The organism is Streptomyces sp. NPDC005752, from assembly GCF_040630715.1.
In the GTDB taxonomy this organism is placed as follows: domain Bacteria; phylum Actinomycetota; class Actinomycetes; order Streptomycetales; family Streptomycetaceae; genus Streptomyces.
This window is the reverse complement of record NZ_JBEXYB010000006.1, coordinates 101,104-119,374: the sequence shown is the minus strand read 5'-3', so window position 1 is coordinate 119,374 and position 18,271 is coordinate 101,104. Positions and strand designations below refer to the sequence as shown.

The 18,271-nt window shown below is 73.9% G+C and carries 12 protein-coding genes; 7 read left to right on the top strand and 5 right to left on the bottom strand.

Going from position 1 to position 18,271, the window contains the following annotated elements; all coding sequences use genetic code 11:
• The first annotated feature begins 155 nt into the window (after positions 1-155).
• The 3 genes from ABZ441_RS07435 to lanKC all read left to right on the top strand — a co-directional run bounded on the left by ABZ441_RS07435 (position 156) and on the right by lanKC (position 4,487).
• Positions 156-311, top strand: coding sequence for a hypothetical protein (locus ABZ441_RS07435; RefSeq protein ID WP_205020238.1), 156 nt, complete (start codon positions 156-158; stop codon positions 309-311).
• Positions 312-531: 220 nt separating this feature from the next.
• Positions 532-1,815 carry an MFS transporter gene (locus tag ABZ441_RS07430; protein ID WP_358969407.1) on the top strand — a complete coding sequence of 428 codons (1,284 nt, stop codon included), beginning with the start codon at positions 532-534 and terminating at the stop codon, positions 1,813-1,815.
• A 74-nt stretch (positions 1,816-1,889) separates the two neighbouring features.
• Complete coding sequence (gene lanKC, locus ABZ441_RS07425; RefSeq protein WP_358969405.1) at positions 1,890-4,487, top strand: class III lanthionine synthetase LanKC; 2,598 nt, start codon at positions 1,890-1,892, stop codon at positions 4,485-4,487.
• Here lanKC and ABZ441_RS07420 read toward each other — a convergent pair.
• The 5 genes from ABZ441_RS07420 to ABZ441_RS07400 form a co-directional block, all read right to left on the bottom strand.
• Positions 4,474-6,372 carry a BTAD domain-containing putative transcriptional regulator gene (locus tag ABZ441_RS07420; protein ID WP_358969403.1) on the bottom strand — a complete coding sequence of 633 codons (1,899 nt, stop codon included), beginning with the start codon at positions 6,370-6,372 and terminating at the stop codon, positions 4,474-4,476. The genes lanKC and ABZ441_RS07420 overlap by 14 nt on opposite strands.
• 292 nt (positions 6,373-6,664) lie before the next feature.
• Positions 6,665-9,580, bottom strand: a complete 2,916-nt coding sequence (locus tag ABZ441_RS07415; RefSeq protein WP_358969401.1) for an AAA family ATPase — start codon at positions 9,578-9,580, stop codon at positions 6,665-6,667.
• A gap of 78 nt (positions 9,581-9,658) precedes the next feature.
• On the bottom strand, positions 9,659-9,853 hold the full coding sequence (locus ABZ441_RS07410; protein ID WP_358969399.1) for a hypothetical protein: 195 nt from the start codon (positions 9,851-9,853) through the stop codon (positions 9,659-9,661).
• On the bottom strand, positions 9,850-12,885 hold the full coding sequence (locus tag ABZ441_RS07405) for a type 2 lanthipeptide synthetase LanM family protein (protein WP_358969604.1): 3,036 nt from the start codon (positions 12,883-12,885) through the stop codon (positions 9,850-9,852). Before ABZ441_RS07405 ends, ABZ441_RS07410 begins: the two co-directional genes overlap by 4 nt.
• 190 nt (positions 12,886-13,075) lie before the next feature.
• On the bottom strand, positions 13,076-14,140 hold the full coding sequence (locus tag ABZ441_RS07400; protein ID WP_358969397.1) for a LacI family DNA-binding transcriptional regulator: 1,065 nt from the start codon (positions 14,138-14,140) through the stop codon (positions 13,076-13,078).
• A gap of 109 nt (positions 14,141-14,249) precedes the next feature.
• Between ABZ441_RS07400 and ABZ441_RS07395 the strand changes: the two genes are divergently transcribed.
• From ABZ441_RS07395 to ABZ441_RS07380, 4 genes are all read left to right on the top strand, one after another.
• A complete protein-coding gene (locus tag ABZ441_RS07395) occupies positions 14,250-15,401 on the top strand; it encodes a Gfo/Idh/MocA family oxidoreductase (protein WP_358969395.1) in 1,152 nt (383 codons plus the stop codon).
• The gene (locus tag ABZ441_RS07390; protein ID WP_358969394.1) at positions 15,398-16,540 is read left to right on the top strand and encodes a dihydrodipicolinate synthase family protein; all 1,143 of its coding nucleotides are present in this window, start codon (positions 15,398-15,400) and stop codon (positions 16,538-16,540) included. Before ABZ441_RS07395 ends, ABZ441_RS07390 begins: the two co-directional genes overlap by 4 nt.
• Entirely contained in the window at positions 16,537-17,370 is an 834-nt protein-coding gene (locus ABZ441_RS07385; protein ID WP_358969392.1) for a sugar phosphate isomerase/epimerase family protein, read from the top strand. Before ABZ441_RS07390 ends, ABZ441_RS07385 begins: the two co-directional genes overlap by 4 nt.
• Before the next feature lie 302 nt (positions 17,371-17,672).
• Positions 17,673-18,239, top strand: a complete 567-nt coding sequence (locus ABZ441_RS07380) for a hypothetical protein (RefSeq protein ID WP_358969391.1) — start codon at positions 17,673-17,675, stop codon at positions 18,237-18,239.
• Positions 18,240-18,271: the final 32 nt, after the last annotated feature.

The following is an 18,271-nucleotide window of genomic DNA, read 5'->3' as shown; positions in this document are numbered from 1 at the left end:
AACTGGCCCGATACCGGCGCCATACCGCCGTCGAAGCGTTCGCCAGGCGGCGCCTCCTAACTTTCTCGGCAACGGCAGGCAACAGCCGGCCCCACCGGAGACCCGGCACCTCAGGGTTCCGGAACCAGTGCAGTCACGAGTGGACGGAGACCACCATGTCCGAGAACACCAAGCCCGCCGCCGACGACACCAACGAGACCCCCGAGGTCGAGGCGCACTCCGTGCTGGACCTCCAGGAGACGGCCATCGACAAGGTCGTGGCGCCGGGCAACTGCGTCAGCCTGGTCAGCGTGGTCGAGAACGCCAACTGACCGGATGAACCAGGCCGGCGCCACGGAGGACCGAGGCTGACACCTCCCTGCGTGGCGCCCGGCCGGCCGGAGGAACCGGGGCGGCTCCGTTGCGACGGAGACCGCCCCTCGGCTGTGTGCGGCCCGCCCCACGCGACGGGCTCCGGCCCTCGCGGCGCAGGACGTGTCCGGCCCCGGTCCGCGCCATCCCTTACGACCCGACGACCACCGGGAGCTATCGATGACCACACCGCTGCGCGGGAACCGGGATTTCCGGCTGCTCTGGATGAGCGGCCTCTTCGCCGTTCTGGGCGGGCAGATGAGCGCACTCGCCCTCCCCCTGCTGGTGCTCAAGGAGACCGGCTCCGCGGTGCAGGCCGGAGCGGTCGGGACGGTGTCCGTGGGAGCCGTGCTGATCACGATGCTGCCCGGCGGCGTCGTGGCGGACCGCGTCGAACGCCGTCGCCTGATGAGGCTCTGCGACGTCGGGAGTCTGATCGTCGTCACCTCCCTCACCGTGGCCGTCTGGTTCGGGCACGCCCCGATGCCACTCGTCCTGCTGGTCGCCGCCGCGGGCGCCGTGCTCAGCAGCGTCTACGGGCCGGCCGTCTTCGGCCTGATGCGTGCCGTCGTCCCTCCCGGCCAGATGGGCACCGCCACCGCCCGGCTCCAGGCGCGCACCCAGACGGCGCGTCTGGTCGGACCGCTCGTCGGGGGCGCGCTGTTCGGCATCCACCCGGCTCTCCCCTTCGCCGCCGAGGCCCTTGGCCTGCTCCTGTCGACCCTCTGCGTGGCTCTCGTGCGGACCCGCTCCCGGGCCGCGGCCACCGCGGGCCCGGTGCTCAGCAGACGCGAACTCACCGCGGGACTGACGTTCCTGTGGCGGATCCCCTATCTGCGTACGGTCCTTCTCGTCTTCGGCCTGGGCATGAACTTCGCGTTCGGGGCGATGACCTTCACCGCCCTCTCGGTGTTCTCCGAAGGGGGCCGCTCCGGCATCGGCGGCGGATTCGTCATCACCTGCGTCTCCGCGGGGGCGCTGGCCGGAGCACTGATCGCACCCCGGATCAGCCCCGACCGGTACGCCCGGCCGCTGATCCTCGCCACCTGCTGGAGCTGCGTGGCGGCCGCCGCGACGATGGCCTGGCTCACCGACCCGCTGGTGGCCGGAGCCATGTGCGCGCTCTGCATGTGCCTGTCGACGATCGCCAGCATCGGCTTCCTCTCGACGCTCCTCATCGTCACCCCCGAGGACCGGGTGGGCCGGGTGCAGAGCGGAGCGAGCTTCCTCTCCTCCATCGTCCAGCCGTTCGGACCGCTGGCCGGCGGCGCGCTGCTGACCGCCTTCGGCGCCCGCTGGGCCTTCTCCCTGACCGGCTGCGTGCTCGCCGTGTCCGCCCTCGTCGTCACCCTCGCGCCCTCGGCACGGAAGGTGGCGGGCCCGCAGCCGGCGGCGGAACCCGTGACACCACCAGCACCCGGCCCGACACCTGCCAAGGCGCACCACGCCGCCCCGGGTGACTGATCCGCGGACCGGACACCCGCAACACACCGCCACCGCCCGCACTCCCGGCGGGCCGCGACAGGAGAGAGCCGAGCGTGCCAGCCATCCAGGAAACCCAGCTCTACTGCCTCGCCGACCGTAGGTACTTCGACGTCCCGGACCGGCTGCCGGACCAGGAGACCCGGTACCGGCTCGACAGCGCCGAGCCTCCCGCGGGCTGGCGGCGGCAGGCCGTGGGGCTGTGGACCTCGCTGGTGCCCGAGCACCGCGAACCGGCCGAACAGGGCTGGAAGATCCACGTGTCCACGGTCCCCGACGAGGCCGAGGCCACCCTGCGGGACACCGCCCGCATCTGCCTCCGCCACGGCGTGCCGTTCAAGTTCCTGCGCAGCGAGAAGGCACTGCTGCTGATGGCGGACAAGCACATGAACCGCAGCGGCGCGGGCAAGTTCATCGCGGTCTACCCGCCCGACGAGACCGTGTTCCTGACGCTGGCCGACGAACTGTCCCACGCACTGGCGGGGCGCAACGGCCCCTACGTCCTCAGCGACCTGCGGATCGGCGACGCCCCGGTCTACACCCGCTACGGCGCCTACGTCCCCCGGTGGTGCCAGGACGCCGAGGGCCGGCGGGTGCTCGCCCTGCGCGACCCGTCCGGCAGGCTGGTGCCGGACGAGCGCGGTGTGGTCTTCCGGCTGCCCGAGTGGGTCGAGGTCCCCGCAGCGCTGCGGCCCCACCTCGCGGCACGTGCCGCGGCCCGTGACGACGGCTTCCCCTACGCCGTCACCGAGGCCCTCCAGTTCTCGAACGCCGGCGGGATCTACCTGGCCAGGCACCGGGAGACGGGACGGCGGGTGGTGCTGCGCGAGGCGCGTCCGCACTGCGGGCTCGACGGCGCGGGCGATGACGCCGTCACCCGTCTGCACCGCGAACACCGGGCACTGACCGCGCTGGCCGGACTCGACTGCGTACCGGAGGTGTACGGGGTACGAACCGTCTGGGAGCACCACTTCCTGATCGAGGAGCACATCGAGGGCAACACGCTGCTGGAGGAGATCGTCGCCCGCTTCGCGCTCGTCCGGGGGACGGGCTCGGCGTCCGAACTCGCCGCCTACACCGCGTGGACCGACCTGGTGGTGGCGGAACTCTCCCGGGCACTCGACGCGATCCACGGGCGCGGTCTGCGCTTCGGCGACCTGCACCCCTCCAACGTCATCGTCCGTCCCGACGGGCGGGTCGCCCTCGTCGACTTCGAGTACGCCACCGCGCTGGACGACCAGGACGTCCCCCTGGCCGGAGCACCGGGTCTCCAGGCGCCCCCCGGCACCCGCGGTGAGGAGGCCGACGCCTACGCGCTCTGGGCGACCTGGCTCAACATGCTGATGCCGCTCATGGAGATGGCCGGGCACGAGCGCGCGAAGGCCCTCACCCTGGAACGCTGGGCCCGCCGGCGGTACGGCCTTCCCGCCCACGCGGGGCCGCGACGGCCCGTGCTCCTCCGGGACGCCGCCGCCTCGGAGCGGCGCGAGGCGGAGGTCTCCGCACTGTTCGAGGGAGCCGCACCCGACTGGGCGGAGCTCCGCACCCGGCTGCTGGCCGGCATCCACGCCGGGGCCACTCCCGGACGGACCGACCGGCTCTTCCCGGGCGACCCCCGGCTCTTCGCCACCGGCGGGACCGGCCTCGCGCACGGCGCGGCCGGCGTCCTGTACGCCCTGCACCGGGTGGGCGCCCCCGTCCCGGAGGAGTGGACCGACTGGCTCGCCGAGGCCGCGCTCCGCGGTGACCCCGCCCGGGCGGGCGGCCTGTTCGACGGACTTCCGGGCACGGCTCTGGTCCTCTCGCTCCTGGGCCGCACCGACCAGGGACGGGAGCTGTGGGAGCGGGCCGGGTCCCAGGCACCACCGGCCCGTTCGGCGGATGTGCTCACCGGCCTCGCCGGAACCGGGCTGGCGGCCCTGCGCATGGCACGTACGAGCGGCCCGTCCCCGGACGACCGGCTCGTCGGCACCGCCGTCGGCGCGGCACGCGACCTGGACCGTCTGGTGCGGGGCGAACCGGTGGACGGTGTGAGCCTCCCGGAATCGGCGGGGCTGCTGTGCGGACTCAGCGGCGCCGCCCTCCTGCACATGGAACTGCACGCGCTGACCGGCGAGGCGTGGCTGCGCGAGGCCGCCCGCACCGCCCTGGCCCGCGACGCCGCCCACCTCGTCACCCTGCCCGGAGGCACGCTCCAGGTGAAGGACGGCCGGCGCCATCTGCTCTACCTGGACCAGGGCAGCTCGGGTGTCGCGCTGGCGTACCAGGCCTACACGGCCCGGTACGGAGAGGACTCGCCGGCCGGCCTGATCCCCGGCGTACGCAAGGGCTGTGTCACCGAGTTCGTCCGTGAGCCGGGGCTGTTCACCGGACGCGCGGGCCTCGCCGCGGCCGCCGCCCAGCTCACCCCCGGCATCCGGACGGCACCCGACGTCCTGGCCTCCGTACGCAACCTCACCTGGCACCTCGTCGCCGACGAGGACCGGCTGCTCGTCCCGGGCGCGACACTGCGGCGCTTCTCCGCCGACCTCGCCACCGGGGCGGCGGGACTGCTGCTGGCCCTGCACTTCCTGTCGGAGGGCCGGGACGCGACGGGCGGCGACGCGGCCGGGGAGGAACCCCCCGGCCTGCTGGACCTGCTCACTCTCGGCTGAGGAGCCGCGGCGCGCCGCCCCCGAGAAGACGCACCGGCTCCCGGCCGCCCCCGGGAGCACCGGGGTCCTCGACGGGGCGCAGGCTCTCGCGGGCGTACAGACAGAGCAGCCGCGGCACCTCGTACAGCGCCGCGTGCGCGGTGACCTCACCGGTGGGGGAGGTCACCGCACCGCTGTCGATGAGCGCCTCCACCGCGCGGATCGTGCCCCGCTCGTCGCGCTCCAGCACCGCCATCGCCCGATCCAGCGTGAATCCGCCGTCCCGTCCGAGCCCCGCGAGCCGTGCGAGGACCCCCCGGTCGCGGGTGTTCAGGTCCCGCCAGCCCGCGGCGAGACGGGAGCGTACGGACACGTCTCCGGCGACCAGCTCGTCCAGGGCGGCGGCCGGGTCGTCGAGCCGGTCCGCGTACTCCGCCAGCGGGAGGTGCCGCAGCACCGCCAGCCGCATCCCGCTCACCGCCACCGCCAACGGCAGGGCCCCGCAGGCCCGCACGATGCGCAGCGCCGCCGGCGGGTCCGTCCGCAGCCGCGCCTCGCCGATCAGCGTCGCCAGCAGCTCCAGCGCCTCGTCGTCCTCCGGCGCGGCCAGCGCCTCCCGGTGTGCGGCCTCCAGCCCGGCCAGCTGACCGCGGGCGGTGAGAACCACCGAACACCGTCCGGACCGGGGCAGCAGCCCGCGCACCGACGCCTCGTCCGCCACGTCGTCCAGCACGATCAGCGCCCGGTGCCGCGACAGCCAGTCCTGCCAGACGTTCTCGGCCTGCGCCGGATCCGGCCGGCCCGGCCCGCCCACGTCGCACAGCCGTCCCAGCTCGTCCAGCATGTCGTTGCGGCTGCGGGCCGTCCCGTCCTCCCGCCGTGCCCGGACGTGAACCCGCCCGTCGGGGAACCGGTCGGCGAGCAGATGGGCCGCCCGGACGGCCAGCGCCGACTTCCCCACCCCGGCGGGACCGGAGACGATCAGCACGGCTCCGTCCGGGGCGCCCGACACGTCGAGCAGCCGCCCCAGTTCGCCGTCCCGGCCGGTGAAGTGCCGGCTGTCCGCGGGGAGCGACACACCGCATGCGGCGTTGCGGGGAGCGAGCGGCCGGGAGGCCCGGCCCTCGCCGAGCATCGCCCGGTAGAGAGCCGCCATCGCCGGGCTGGGCTCCAGACCGAGCTCCCTGGCCAGCAGCTGCCGGTAGTCGTCGTACACCGCCAGTGCCTCCGCCTGCCGCCCTGTCTGGTGCAGGGAGTTCATCCACGCGGCCCGGAGCCGCTCCCGGAACGGGTGCCGCTCCACCAGGTCCGGCAGGCCGTCCAGGGCCACGCCCGCCCGGCCGGTCTCGATCTCGGCCTCGGCCCAGTCCTCGTAGACCGCGAGGCAGCGGGCCTCCAGCCGTTCGGCCTCCTCGGCCACCCCCGCCGAGTCCCGCAGGTCGTGCAGGGGCGGGCGCTCTCCCCACAGGTCCAGTGCCTCCCGCAGCAGCCGGGCGGCGGTACGCAGGTCCCCGCGCTCCCCGGCCGTCCGGCCCGCACGGGCCAGTGTCCGGAAGCGCAGGGTGTCGAGCTCGCCCTCCTCCACCCGCAGCCGGTAGCCGCCGCAGTCGTGCACCACCCGGCCCCGGCCGTCGCCGTCCACGGACCCGAACAGCGCCCGGGCGGCGCTGACATAGACCTGCAGGTTCTTGCGCGCGGTCCGGGGCGGCCCCTCCGGCCACACCACGTCGGTCAGCACGTCGACCGGTACGGGGGTGTTGGGCCGGGACAGCAGAGTGGCCAGCACCAGCCGCTGCTTGCGCGGTCCGAGCGGCAGCGGCCTGCCGTCGATCACCGCCGAGAGCGGCCCGAGCAGTGAGAAGTACACCGTGGCCGGGGTGCCGGGTCCGGTGGAGGTTCGGGTCATCAGCGGGCCTCCTGGTCGGGGGAGGGGTGACAAGCTGCCGTGCTCCGGCCGATCCTGCCGCGACGCCCGAGGGGGCACATCGGTACGCGACCCGCATCTTCCGCGGCCCGTGCCCGACCTCCGCCGCCGAAGTCCCCCATGCCGGCGGTACGTTCCCCCACCCGCAGGGTCGGCACCCCGTATCCGGGAGGCCTGCCACCCGTACCGGGGCGCCCTGCGCCCGCGCCCCGTGCCCGCGCCCCGTGGGGAGGCCCCGCCCCCGTCGAACCTCCGTGAGGGGCCGCCCAGGTGCTCAGGGCTGGTCGACGACGCACTCCGCGGCGAACTCGCACAGGGCCGTGCGGTTCGCCCGGCCCGTCTTGCTGAGCAGACTGGCCAGGTGCTTCTCCACCGTGCGGGGCGAGATGGACAGCCGCTGGGCTATCTGCTGGTTTCCCGGCCGCTCCGCCAGCAGCACGAACACCTCGTACTCGCGGGGGGTCACCCCGTTCGTCCGCAGGGGCGAGGGAATCCGGTCCCGGCCGCCGCGGTGCTGGGTGACACTCACCCCGGCCTGTCGCAGGGCGGCCCGGCACGCCGCCGCCGCGGGCTGCACCCCGGCGCCGTGGAAGAACTCCTCCGCGGTGCGCAGCCACACGACCGGCTCGCCCCAGCGGTCGGCGAACGCCGCGTCGGCGACCAGCCGCAGACCCAGGTGCCGGGCCACCGGAAAGGCCGAGGACCGGGCGTGGAAGGCGGTCATCCGCCGGGCGGCGCCCGCGGGGTCCCCCTCCCGGCCGAGCAGCACCGCCTCGGCCAACTCCAGGAACTGCCCGTTCCAGGCCAGGGCGGCCCCGGGCGTCCCCGCCGCCACCTCGTACTCGCCGCGCGTCGCCTCACCCTCCAGCACCCGCAGCAGCGGGCGCAGTCCGTAGCGGCCGCTCAGGTAGTAGTAGCTCGGGTGGTCGCGTTCCCAGACCAGCGCGGCGTCCAGTTCGGCCAGGGCCCGTACGCGGTCCTCCTCCAGGAGCGCGCCGATGGCGCCGCAGAACCCCAGTCGCAGGGGCACCAGCGCGGACTCGTCGCCCCCGGCCCTGCGGAACGCCGCGAGGGACCGTTCCGTCTCCCGGCGGCGGCCGCGGTGCGCCGCCGTCGCGGCCCTGGCCAGCAGCAGGTACCGGTGGGCACCGTGATTGCCGGTCCTGGCACTGGCCTCCACCGACCGTCCGGTGATCTCCTCCGCCTCGTCCCACCGGGCGCACATCACCGCGTTCATCGCGAGGAGCCCGTCGACCGTCTGGGCCAGCAGAAGTGAACCGAGCGCCGCGGCCGCCCCCCGTGCGGAGTGCAGACGGGACGCGTCACCGGTCCGCATGAAGCCGTTCACCCCCAGGCGTACCAGCGCCTCGACCCGCCACAGCGGCAGGGAGTGCTCGGTCGACAGCGCGAGCATCCGCTCCAGGCACGCGTCGGCGGCGTCGAAACCCCTCTCCCGCGACAGCAGCGCCAGTAACTGCCAGGCCTGGCAGGCCACGACCGGGAGCCCCTGCGCCTCGGCTGTCTCCGCGGCCGAGCGGGCGGCCCGTTCGGCCGCCGCCGTCTCCCGCCGCTCCCCACCGGGGAGCAGCGAGAGGTGGCCGTCGACGACCGCGAGTGACGCGCGTCGCGCCGGGGACGGTGACGGGCCGAACAGCCGCTTCGCCAGGTCGATCTGACGTGCCGTGTCGGCGGCCCGCTCCGCCATGACCGCCACCCAGGCGATCTTGATGTGGGTGTCCCCCCGCAGCTCGGCCGCCTCGGAGCGGGCGGGGACGGGGGGCAGGGAGTCGGCGAGCACGAGTGCGCCGTCCAGGTCGCCGCCTTCGGCCCGTGCCACCGCCAGGGACTCGGTGACGGCGGCCAGGTCGCTCTCGTCGGCCAGGGAGCGGGAACGCTCCAGCAGCACCACGGCCGAACCGTGCGAGCCCGAGGCGAGCATCCGCCGCCCCGCTTCGGCGAACTGGAGGGCCGCGCCCGCGCGGTTGCCCGCCGCGAGCTCCAGAGAGGCCACGAGCTGGCGCCGGTCCTCGTCGAGCGGCTCCCCGGAGCGTTCGACAGCCGCGGCGGCACGCCGGGCGAGTGCGGCCCGCTCCGCCGGCGCGAGGGAGGAGACGAGCGCCTCCGCGGTGAGTGTGTGCCGGAAGGCGTAGCGGTCGGGCGCCGCCCCGTGCGGGGCGATCACCCCGGTCTCGACGGCGGATCTGAGATGGGTGAACAGGGCCCGGTCCTCCAGGCCCGTGACGGTCTGCAGCACCGCCACGGAGAACTGGCTGCCCAGGGTGGCCGCCGTCAGCAGGAGGTCCCGCACCGGCTCGTCCATCCGGTCGAGCCGGAGGGACCAGCTCCGGAGGATGCGCGAAGGCAGGGCCTGGCCCGGCTGCTCCGCGGCCTCCCAGCCGTCCTCGGTACGCCGCAGCCTGCCCGTCTCCAGCAGATCGTCCAGGAGCACCTCGACCAGGTACGGGTTGCCCGCGGCGCGTTCGACCAGCCGCTGCTGGACAGCCGTGGGTATCCGCTCGGGCGGGGTCTCCAGGCAGGCACCGGTCAGGGACCGCACCTGGGCGTCGTCGAGTTGCCGCAGCTCCACCACGGTCGCCGTGTGACGCTGCTCGGCGGAGCGCACGAGGTCCAGGGCGGTGCCCGGCTCGGGGCGCAGGGTGCCCAGCAGCAGGACCGGGAGGTCCGCCAGGTTGTCGATGACGTACTCGACGACCGCGACGGTCTCCGTGTCGCAGTCGTGCAGGTCCTCGAGCAGCATCACGCAGCCGGTGTCCCGGCCCAGGACCGACAGCAGGCGCAGCAGGGCCTCGGCCAGTTCGACCACGGTCTCCGTGTACCCCGAGGACGCCGCGCTCCGCCATTCCGGCACCAGTCTGGCCAACGCCGGGTGATACGGCACCAGTTCCGGGTCGGTCGGTGTGCCGGCCGCCCGGAAGTGGGACGAGAGCGCCTCCATCAGGGGGCGGAACGGAACGACCAGGCCGGTGGAGCCCGCCCGCCCGCGCAGCACCGGCATGCCGAGCCCGTAGGCCCGGACGGCGCACTCGCCGACCAGCCTGGACTTGCCGATCCCCGCTTCACCGGCGAGGAACACGGCGCGCCCCGAACGCCGCCGTGCGGCGTCCAGGGCGCTGCTCAGGAGGCCGATCTCCTCGTCACGTCCGATGGTGACCGGCGAATTCGCACGCATGGGCGCAGGCTACTGGAGCCGTACGGAGTGCGGCAGTAGGCACATTCCCCGACGGTGGCGCGCCCAGGCGGGAAAGGCTCAGAACGGGACGGTGAAGGTGGTGTAGGGCAGGTCGGGTCCGGACGGATCGCCGTCCGTGGCGCTCAGAAGCCTGCTGCGCAGTCCCAGCCCGCCGCTGTTGCCGAGCGCTATCCGGCCGGCGGGGTGCTCGAAAGCCGCTTCGTGCGCCGTGGTGACGTCCGTGTATCCGGCCGATTCTCTTATCTGCGTCATCTCTGCCTCATCTGCTGGTCGTTGGTCGACAACGTCATGGGCGTGGGGGACCGGTCGCCCCCCACGGAACGGTGCATGAGCAGTGCCGAGCCGATACGGTCGGGGAACCCCGCCCGCAGCAGCCCGTGTCCGATGCCCGACAGGCCGGTGAGCAGCCCGGGGTGAGGTACGTGTGCGGGCGTTCCGCAATGCGGTTGCGCCCGGTCGGCGGCGGCCAGCAGAGTGCCGGTCCGGCGCAGCCAGTGGGGGCGGAGGCGGGGCAGGGCCGTGTGGCCGAGCAGTTCCAGCACGCCCAGCTCGCCGTGGCAGAGACTGTCGTCGCCCGGGGGCGTCGCCCGCGCCAGGTCGCCCGCCCGTGCCGTCAGCCAGTCGCGGAGCTCCGGATCGGCCACGGCCTCGGGACTGTCGGCGACCGCGAGCGCGACCCCCGCGGTGCCCTCGCACCAGGCCGGCCCGGCGTGCTCGCCGAGCGCGGCACGGCGCAGGGCCTCCAGCCCGGCGTTCCGGTAACGCGGGCCGCCGCCCGCGGCGGCGAACCGCAGCAGGGCCCAGCCGATGCCCGCGGCCCCGTCCGCGAAGCCCGGCGACGCGGGGAGCGCCGCCGTGACGATCCGTTCGGCGCAGCGCTCGGCGCCACGCCATGCCTCCGCGCGGCCCGTGGTCCGGTGTACGGCCAGGAGCGACACCAGGCCGCCCGCCGCCCCGCCGCGCACCCCGAGCCCCGCCTCGGCCGAACTCGCCGCGCAGCTCAGCCGGGTGGCGGGGCCCGCCCAGTCCGACACCCGGCGGTCGTCGAGAAGCTGCCCGACCTCGGCCAGGGCGTAGGCGATGCCGCCGAGGCCCGAGAAGGCGCCGGAGCCGAGCAGCCCCAGGTCGTCACCGCGCTGGTGCAGGGTGTCCAGGAGGCCGGGCACGGGCGCCAGCGCCGCACGCGCCGCGTCGGCGTACCTGGCCGCACCGGTCAGTGAGGCCAACTGCGCGAGGAACAGTGCCGGCCCGGTGTAGCCGCCCGCGAGATCCGCCGCCAGCGGTGTGAGACGCCAGTAGCGTTCACCGAGCAGCTCCAGGCCGATCCAGTTGGTCCGGCCCCCTCCGTGGTAGGCGAGCGAGACGAGCTGGTCACCCACCGAGCGCGCGGCGGAGAGCAGGTGCTCCGGTTCCGGTGCCGTCGCCTCGGCCGGGGGCCTGCCGCCACCGGCCGCGCGGTGCGGCGGCTCGGTGGAGGTGCTCACCATGGCGGTACGGATGATCCGCTCCTGGTCCTGGCGGTCCACCGTGTCCAGGGCGCGGATCTTCGACTCCACCCTTGCCAGCCCGGTCGCCCCGGCGGGACCCGGCAGCCTGTGCCCGCCACCGCTCCACACGTACGCGGAGTCCGGGCGTGTGGTGAACACCGGGACGTCGCCCTGCCACAGCTCCGCGATCTCCTCGTCCTCCAGGCCGGGCAGAGCGGGCGTGCCCAGGGCTCCGGTGCGCAGCAGCCCGAACACCTGCTGCCGTTCGGTGGCGTCCCGCATCAGGTCGGGATGGGTCGACTCGTGCAGCAGCGTGGCGTACGTCCAGGTCGGGCGCGGTACGAAGCGGATCTCGTCCCGCGCGAAGATGCGCAGGAGGCCCTTCTCGCCCAGCAGTTCGTCACGCGATTCGCTGACAGCCGTGTACGCGGCGCGGAATCCGTCGCACAGTGCGTCGGTGAACCGGAACGGATCGGCCCGCACCCCGTCGAGCGTCGGGCGGTTGGCCGATTCGGTGAACCGGCCGGCGCTCCGCGTCAGACGCATGGTGTCGGTGCCCGCCCCCGCCCAGGCGGCCGTCTCCAGCGGAGACCGGTCCGCCCCGCCGCCGCCGACGGCGGACATGTCGAGCGCGGTCGTGTCCCCGACGAGCAGCTGCGGGAGCAGTCCGACGCGGTGGACCGACGCGTGCAGTGCGCGGGCGGCCGGGTCGGAGGGAGGCACCGGTGTCAGGGGCGGATGGAAGAGTGTCTCCACGTCGACCAGGACCGGATGCGGGCCGCAGGCGATGAGGTTCTCGTGGTGCAGGTCCGTGCCGTCCAGGATGTGCAGCAGCGCCAGCAGCGCGCCCAGACGCCGGTAGAAGAGAGTGGTCTCGGCCGCGGAGCGGCAGGGAGCCTCCTCGACGAACTCCGCCCAGCCGTACGCGCCCCGGTCCAGAACACGGGGAGCACGCAGATCGGGCGTACGGGCATGGGAGTTGAACCACTCGACCAGTGTGCCGAAGTGCTGGTGCGCGGTGAGCGGGCGCGGCTTGTAGACCAGCCGGGCGCCGTCGGCGAACCGCAGCAGCATCACCGACCGGCCCCCGCGATGGCTGTCGCCCGTGCCGGAAGTGACCCCGGTCAGGGCATGCGGCCCGCGGCCGGCACAACCGCCCGCTCCCGCGCCGTGCAGTACGGCGGACGACTCCAGGAGGTCCCGGTCCGCCGCGAGTCTGCGGAGCATCTCGGCGAAGGCGTCGGCCGCGTTCATCGCCGCCTGGGCGAGGACCCTGGCGAGGACGGGATAACCGGTGACCAGGGAGGTGAGGCCGGCCCGGCCGGCGGTCAGCCGCAGGAAGTCCCGGAAGCGCTCCTGCGGCGTGCCCCCGCTCAGCCCGCCGCCGAGCCGTACCCCGTGCAGCTCGGAGACGAGGGTCCTGGCGGCAAGCAGGGCCAGGCGGCGAGCGACGTCCTGCCGGAAGCCCTCCAGTACGGCCGCGGGGCAGGTGGCTGCCCCCGGCCGTGCGCCCTCCCCGGACGCCGCGTCCGCCAGCCGGCCGACGGCGCGGACCGCGAACGGCGCGACGACCACCTCGAAGCCGGTCAGGTCCGGATAGGCGCGGTCGGCGACCCGTGCCTCCCGCGGTGCGCCCGCCACTGCCTCCTGGACGAACCTCACCCAGCCGGGCTCCGTACCGGGGTGCGGTCCCACGACGCCCGGAACCCACCACGGATCGCCGGGAGTCCGCGAGCCGAGGAGAGGGGCGTCATCCGGCACCGGAGTGCGCTCGGGACGGTCGAGGGCCGTAGTCAGGGCGCCCGGCCGGGCCGTCCAGCCCGCACCGGCACCCGCAATCCGTTCCACCACCGCGTTCACCTCCCCGGCCGCGGGAGCCCCGGTTGTTCTCCCGCACCCATCCTTCAGGGCGGCCGGGCCGGGCACATGGGGGAGCGGCCCCCATCTTTCCGCCCCCGGCACCGACACCGTGGGGGGCGGGCCCCTTTCAGCGCGTCGGCGCCGCCGTCGAGCCACGCACCATCAGCTCGGCCTCGATCGTCGAGACACCCCCCGGCGGCGGTGTCTCCTTGCCCATGGCCAGCCGGCCGGCCCTCGCCCCCGCCTCGAAGAGCGGCAGCCGCACGGTCGTCAGGGCGGGTACGACGTCCACCGAGAACGGCAGATCGTCGAAGCCGGCCACCGACACGTCCTCGGGGATACGGAGCCCGCGGTCCCGGACCGCGGCGCAGGCACCCAGTGCCACGGTGTCGTTGGCGGCGACGACGGCCGTCACCTCGGGCTCACGGCGCAGGAGTTCGAGCGTGGCGTCGTAACCGGAGCTCCGGTCGTACGGGCCGTGGACGGTGACGCTCTCCTCGTCGCCGTAGAGCCCCGCCGCCTTCATGGCCTCGCGGTGGCCCTCCAGCCGGTGCCGGGTCGTGGTGCGTTCCAGGGGCCCGGCGACGTAACCGATCCGGCGGTGCCCCAGGGCGATCAGGTGCTCGGTGAGCCGTCGGGCGCCGCCCCGGTTGTCGAAGGCCAGCGCGGCGGTCACCGCCTCGGTGTCCGGCAGCGGGGGCCGTCCGCAGAGGACGACGCGGGTGCCGGCGTCCGCGAGCTTGGCCAGCTTGACGGCCATCGCAGCCTGGTGGGCCGGGTCCTCCAGTGCGCCGCCGGTCAGTACGACGGCCGCGGCCCGCTGGCGCTGGAGCAGGGTGAGATAGGTGAGCTCACGCTCGGGGGAGCCGCCGGTGTTGCAGACGACGGCGAGCTTCTCGCCGCCCGCACGGCCGGATCCGTCGCCCGGGCCGCCGATCTCGCTCTGCGCGGCTCCGGCCATGATCCCGAAGAACGGGTCGGCGATGTCGTTGACCAGGATCCCCACCAGGTCGGACGTGGCGGCGGCGAGCGAGCTGGCCGGGCCGTTCAGCACGTAGTCCAGTTCGTCCACCGCGCGCAGGACCCGCTCCCGGGTGGACGAGGCCACCGGGTAGTTGCCGTTCAGGACACGGGACACGGTGGCCGGGGACACCCGGGCGCGGGCCGCGACGTCCGCCAGGGTGACTGTCATCGTTCTCCTCCGAGGAGTTGTGGAGCGCCCCCCTTGTCCGGGCCGCTGTCGGCAGGCTAGCGTCATACCGCATAGAAAGCGCTTGCTACGGCTGTATGGAGGAACTTTCGTGACACGCAGGACAGTGCGCATCGCCATGAACGGCGTCACGGGACGCATGGGATACCGGCAGCACCTGGTGCGCTCGATCCTCGCGATCCGCGAGCAGGGCGGCCTCGACCTCGGTGACGGCGACGTGCTGTGGCCGGAACCCGTTCTCGTCGGCCGCCGCGCCCACGCCCTGGAGGCGCTCGCCGCGCAGCACGGCCTGACCGAGTGGTCGACCGACCTGGACGCGGTGCTCGCCGACGAGTCGATCGACATCTACTTCGACGCCCAGGTCACCTCCGCCCGCGTCGACGCGATCAAGAAGGCGATCGCCGCGGGCAAGCACATCTACACCGAGAAGCCCACCGCCACGGACGTCGAGGGCGCGCTCGAACTGGCCCGCCTCGCCCGGGACGCCGGCATCAAGCACGGCGTCGTGCAGGACAAGATCTTCCTGCCGGGCCTGCTGAAGCTGAAGCGCCTCATCGACGGCGGCTTCTTCGGCGAGATCCTCTCCGTACGCGGCGAGTTCGGCTACTGGGTCTTCGAGGGCGACTGGCAGGACGCCCAGCGCCCCTCCTGGAACTACCGCGCGGAGGACGGCGGCGGCATCGTCGTCGACATGTTCCCGCACTGGGAGTACGTCCTGCACGAGCTGTTCGGCCAGGTCACCAGTGTCTCCGCGCACGTGCAGACACACATCCCGCAGCGCTGGGACGAGCAGGGCAAGCCCTACGACGCCACCGCCGACGACGCCGCGTACGGCACCTTCCAGCTGGCGAGCGGCGCCGTCGCCCAGATCAACTCCTCCTGGACCGTCCGCGTCAACCGCGACGAGCTCGTCGAGTTCCAGGTCGACGGCACCCACGGCTCCGCCGTCGCCGGACTGCGCAACTGCCGCGTCCAGCACCGCTCCGCCACCCCCAAGCCGGTCTGGAACCCCGACCTCCCGGTCACCGAGCCGTTCCGCGACCAGTGGCAGGAGGTCCCCGACAACGCCGAGTTCGACAACGGCTTCAAGGCCCAGTGGGAGCTCTTCCTGCGCCACATCGTCCTCGACGAGCCCTACAGCTGGGACCTGATGGCCGGCGCCCGCGGCGTCCAGCTCGCCGAGCTCGGCCTCAAGTCCTCGGCCGAGGGCCGCCGCTTCGACGTACCGGAGCTGAGCCTGTGACCATCCACCTCCCACAGGGCCCCTACGAGCCACGCACCACCCCGCTCGACCTCGCGCCGGGCGGCGCGGCGCTCGCTTCCCGCACGGTCTTCTCCGCCGCCCACGTCGTCGCCGATCCGTACGCCGACGTCAGCCCCGGCGACCCCGCCGCCGTCGACTGGGACGCCACCCTCGCCTTCCGCCGCCACCTCTGGTCGCACGGTCTGGGTGTCGCCGAGGCGATGGACACCGCGCAGCGCGGCATGGGCCTCGACTGGGCCGGCGCGGCGGAACTGATCCGCCGTTCGGCCGCCGAGGCGAGGTCCGTGGGCGGCGCGATCGCCTGCGGCGTCGGCACCGACCAGCTCACCGGCACCGCCACCCTGCCCGAGGTGCGCGCCGCGTACGAGGAGCAGCTCGCCCTGGTCGAGGGGAGCGGTGCCCAGGCCATCCTGATGGCCTCCCGCGCCCTGGCAGCCGCGGCGAACGGCCCCGAGGACTACCTGGAGCTGTACGGCCATCTCCTGCGCCAGGCCACCGAGCCGGTCGTCCTCCACTGGCTCGGCCCGATGTTCGACCCGGCACTGGAGGGCTACTGGGGCAGCGCGGACCTCGACGCCGCCACGGACACCTTCCTGAAGGTCATCGCCGAACACCCGGACAAGGTCGACGGCATCAAGATCTCGCTCCTGGACGCCGAGCGCGAGATCGACGTACGGCGCCGCCTCCCCGGCGGGGTGCGCTGCTACACCGGCGACGACTTCAACTACCCCGAGCTGATCGCGGGTGACGACCGCGGCTTCAGTCACGCCCTGCTGGGCATCTTCGACCCGCTGGGCCCGCTGGCCGCGCACGCGGTCCGGGTCCTGGACACCGGTGATGTCGCGGGCTTCCGAGCCCTCCTGGACCCCACCGTCGAGCTGTCCCGCCATCTGTTCAAGGCCCCGACCCGCTTCTACAAGACGGGCGTGGTGTTCCTCGCCTGGCTGGCGGGCCACCAGGACCACTTCACGATGGTCGGCGGCCTGCAGTCCGCCCGGTCGCTGCCGCATCTGGCCAAGGCCTACGAACTGGCCGACCGGCTGGGCCTGTTCCCGGACCCCGAGCTGGCCGAGGCGCGCATGCGGGCGCTGCTGACCGTCCACGGAGGAAGCCGATGAGCGCCGAACTGTCCCGTCTGTCCATCAACCAGGAGACGGTCCGGCAGCTCTCCCTGCCGGAGCTCGTCGAGGGCTGTACCAAGGCGGGCATCGGTCAGGTCGGCCTGTGGCGCGCCCCGGTACAGGAGTACGGCGTCGAGCGCGCCGGGCAGCTGATGAAGGACGCGGGCCTGGCCGTCACCAGCCTCTGCCGCGGTGGCTTCCTCACCGCGGCCGACGCCGCCGGACGCGCCCGTGCCCTGGACGACAACCGTGCGGCGGTCGACGAGGCCGCGGGTGTGAACACCGACACCCTGGTCCTGGTCTCCGGCGGGCTCCCCGAGGGCGAGAAGGACCTGTACGCCGCCAGGGAGCGCATCGCCGACGCACTGGCCGAGCTCGCTCCGTACGCACAGGAGCGGGGCGTCCGCCTCGCGATCGAGCCGCTGCACCCGATGTTCGCCTCGGACCGCTGCGTCGTCTCCACCCTCTCCCAGGCCCTGGACCTCGCGGAGCGCTTCCCGGCCGAGCAGGTCGGGGTGGTCGTCGACGCGTACCACCTCTGGTGGGACGACCAGGTGCCCGCGCAGATCGCCCGGGCGGGCGCGGGCGGGCGCATCCACTCCTTCCAGCTGGCCGACTGGATCACCCCGCTCCCGGCGGGTGTTCTGGTGGGTCGGGGCCAACTCGGCGACGGCTGCGTGGACTTCCGTGCGATGCGCCGTCAGGTCGAGGCGACCGGATTCGACGGACCGATCGAGGTCGAGATCTTCAACGAGGAGCTCTGGGCGCGTGACGGTGCCGAAGTGATCGGTGAAGTGGCCGCCCGCTACCTGGAACATGCCTGCTGAGAGCCGGTCCACGACACAAAGGTAAAGAGATCGTCAAGGCGTGCAACCTTTGCGCACCTTCCCGGGTCGTACTTTGCGTCGGGACTTCCGGGGAGGGGTCCGGGGGGATTCGGGAAGCCCGACGGAGGGGGAAAGCGAGGGGGGTCCGGCCTTACGGCCGGGCCCCATTCCGCTTGCCGGGCCGTGCGGCTCCGCACCGTCCGAGGCGGATCTCGCCGCCGGTGTCCCGCACCACTCCCGTCGAGGGCCCGCGTGCACGACGCTCCGGGGCAGCCCGGTCGTCGGTCTGGGAGGATCTCCGGATGTCAAGAGATCGCTCGATCACCTACAGGCGCGTAGGCGCGCTCCTCCACGAGACCGCAATGGTGTCCGAGGAGAAGATGCACGGCGTTCTCGAAGGGGCCGCCGCCTACGCGGACGCCGAGCTGGACCAGTACGCGGCGGCCCATGCCCTGGAGAGCTTCGGGGTGGCGGTCTCGGTCCACGCCGACGACATCGACTCCATCCACGAGGGCTACAGGGGCTTGCTGGCGGATGCCGCCGAGGCCGCCGGCGGCGAAGTCGCCATCACCGACGTCCGGATCGTCGAGGGGGAGGGCGGGTTCGAGGGCGGCCGCCTCGACGCCGTCGAGTTCGAGAGGGACGGCAGGACCGTGTCCATCCCGGCCGAGCACTTCGCCGAGGACTACTACGACCACGGGGCGGCCTGCCGGGCCATCGCCGAGACCGCCCCCGGCGACGGCCCGCGCTCATGGCGCCTTGCCGGCTTCACACGGGAGCCGGGCGCCGGCTACGACAGCATCATGGTTCTCGCCACACCCGGGCAGAGGGAGGCGCTCCACCAGCACCTGGGTCTGACGTTCTCCTGAGCGGCGGGCGACATGGTCCTGGGGCCGTCCCC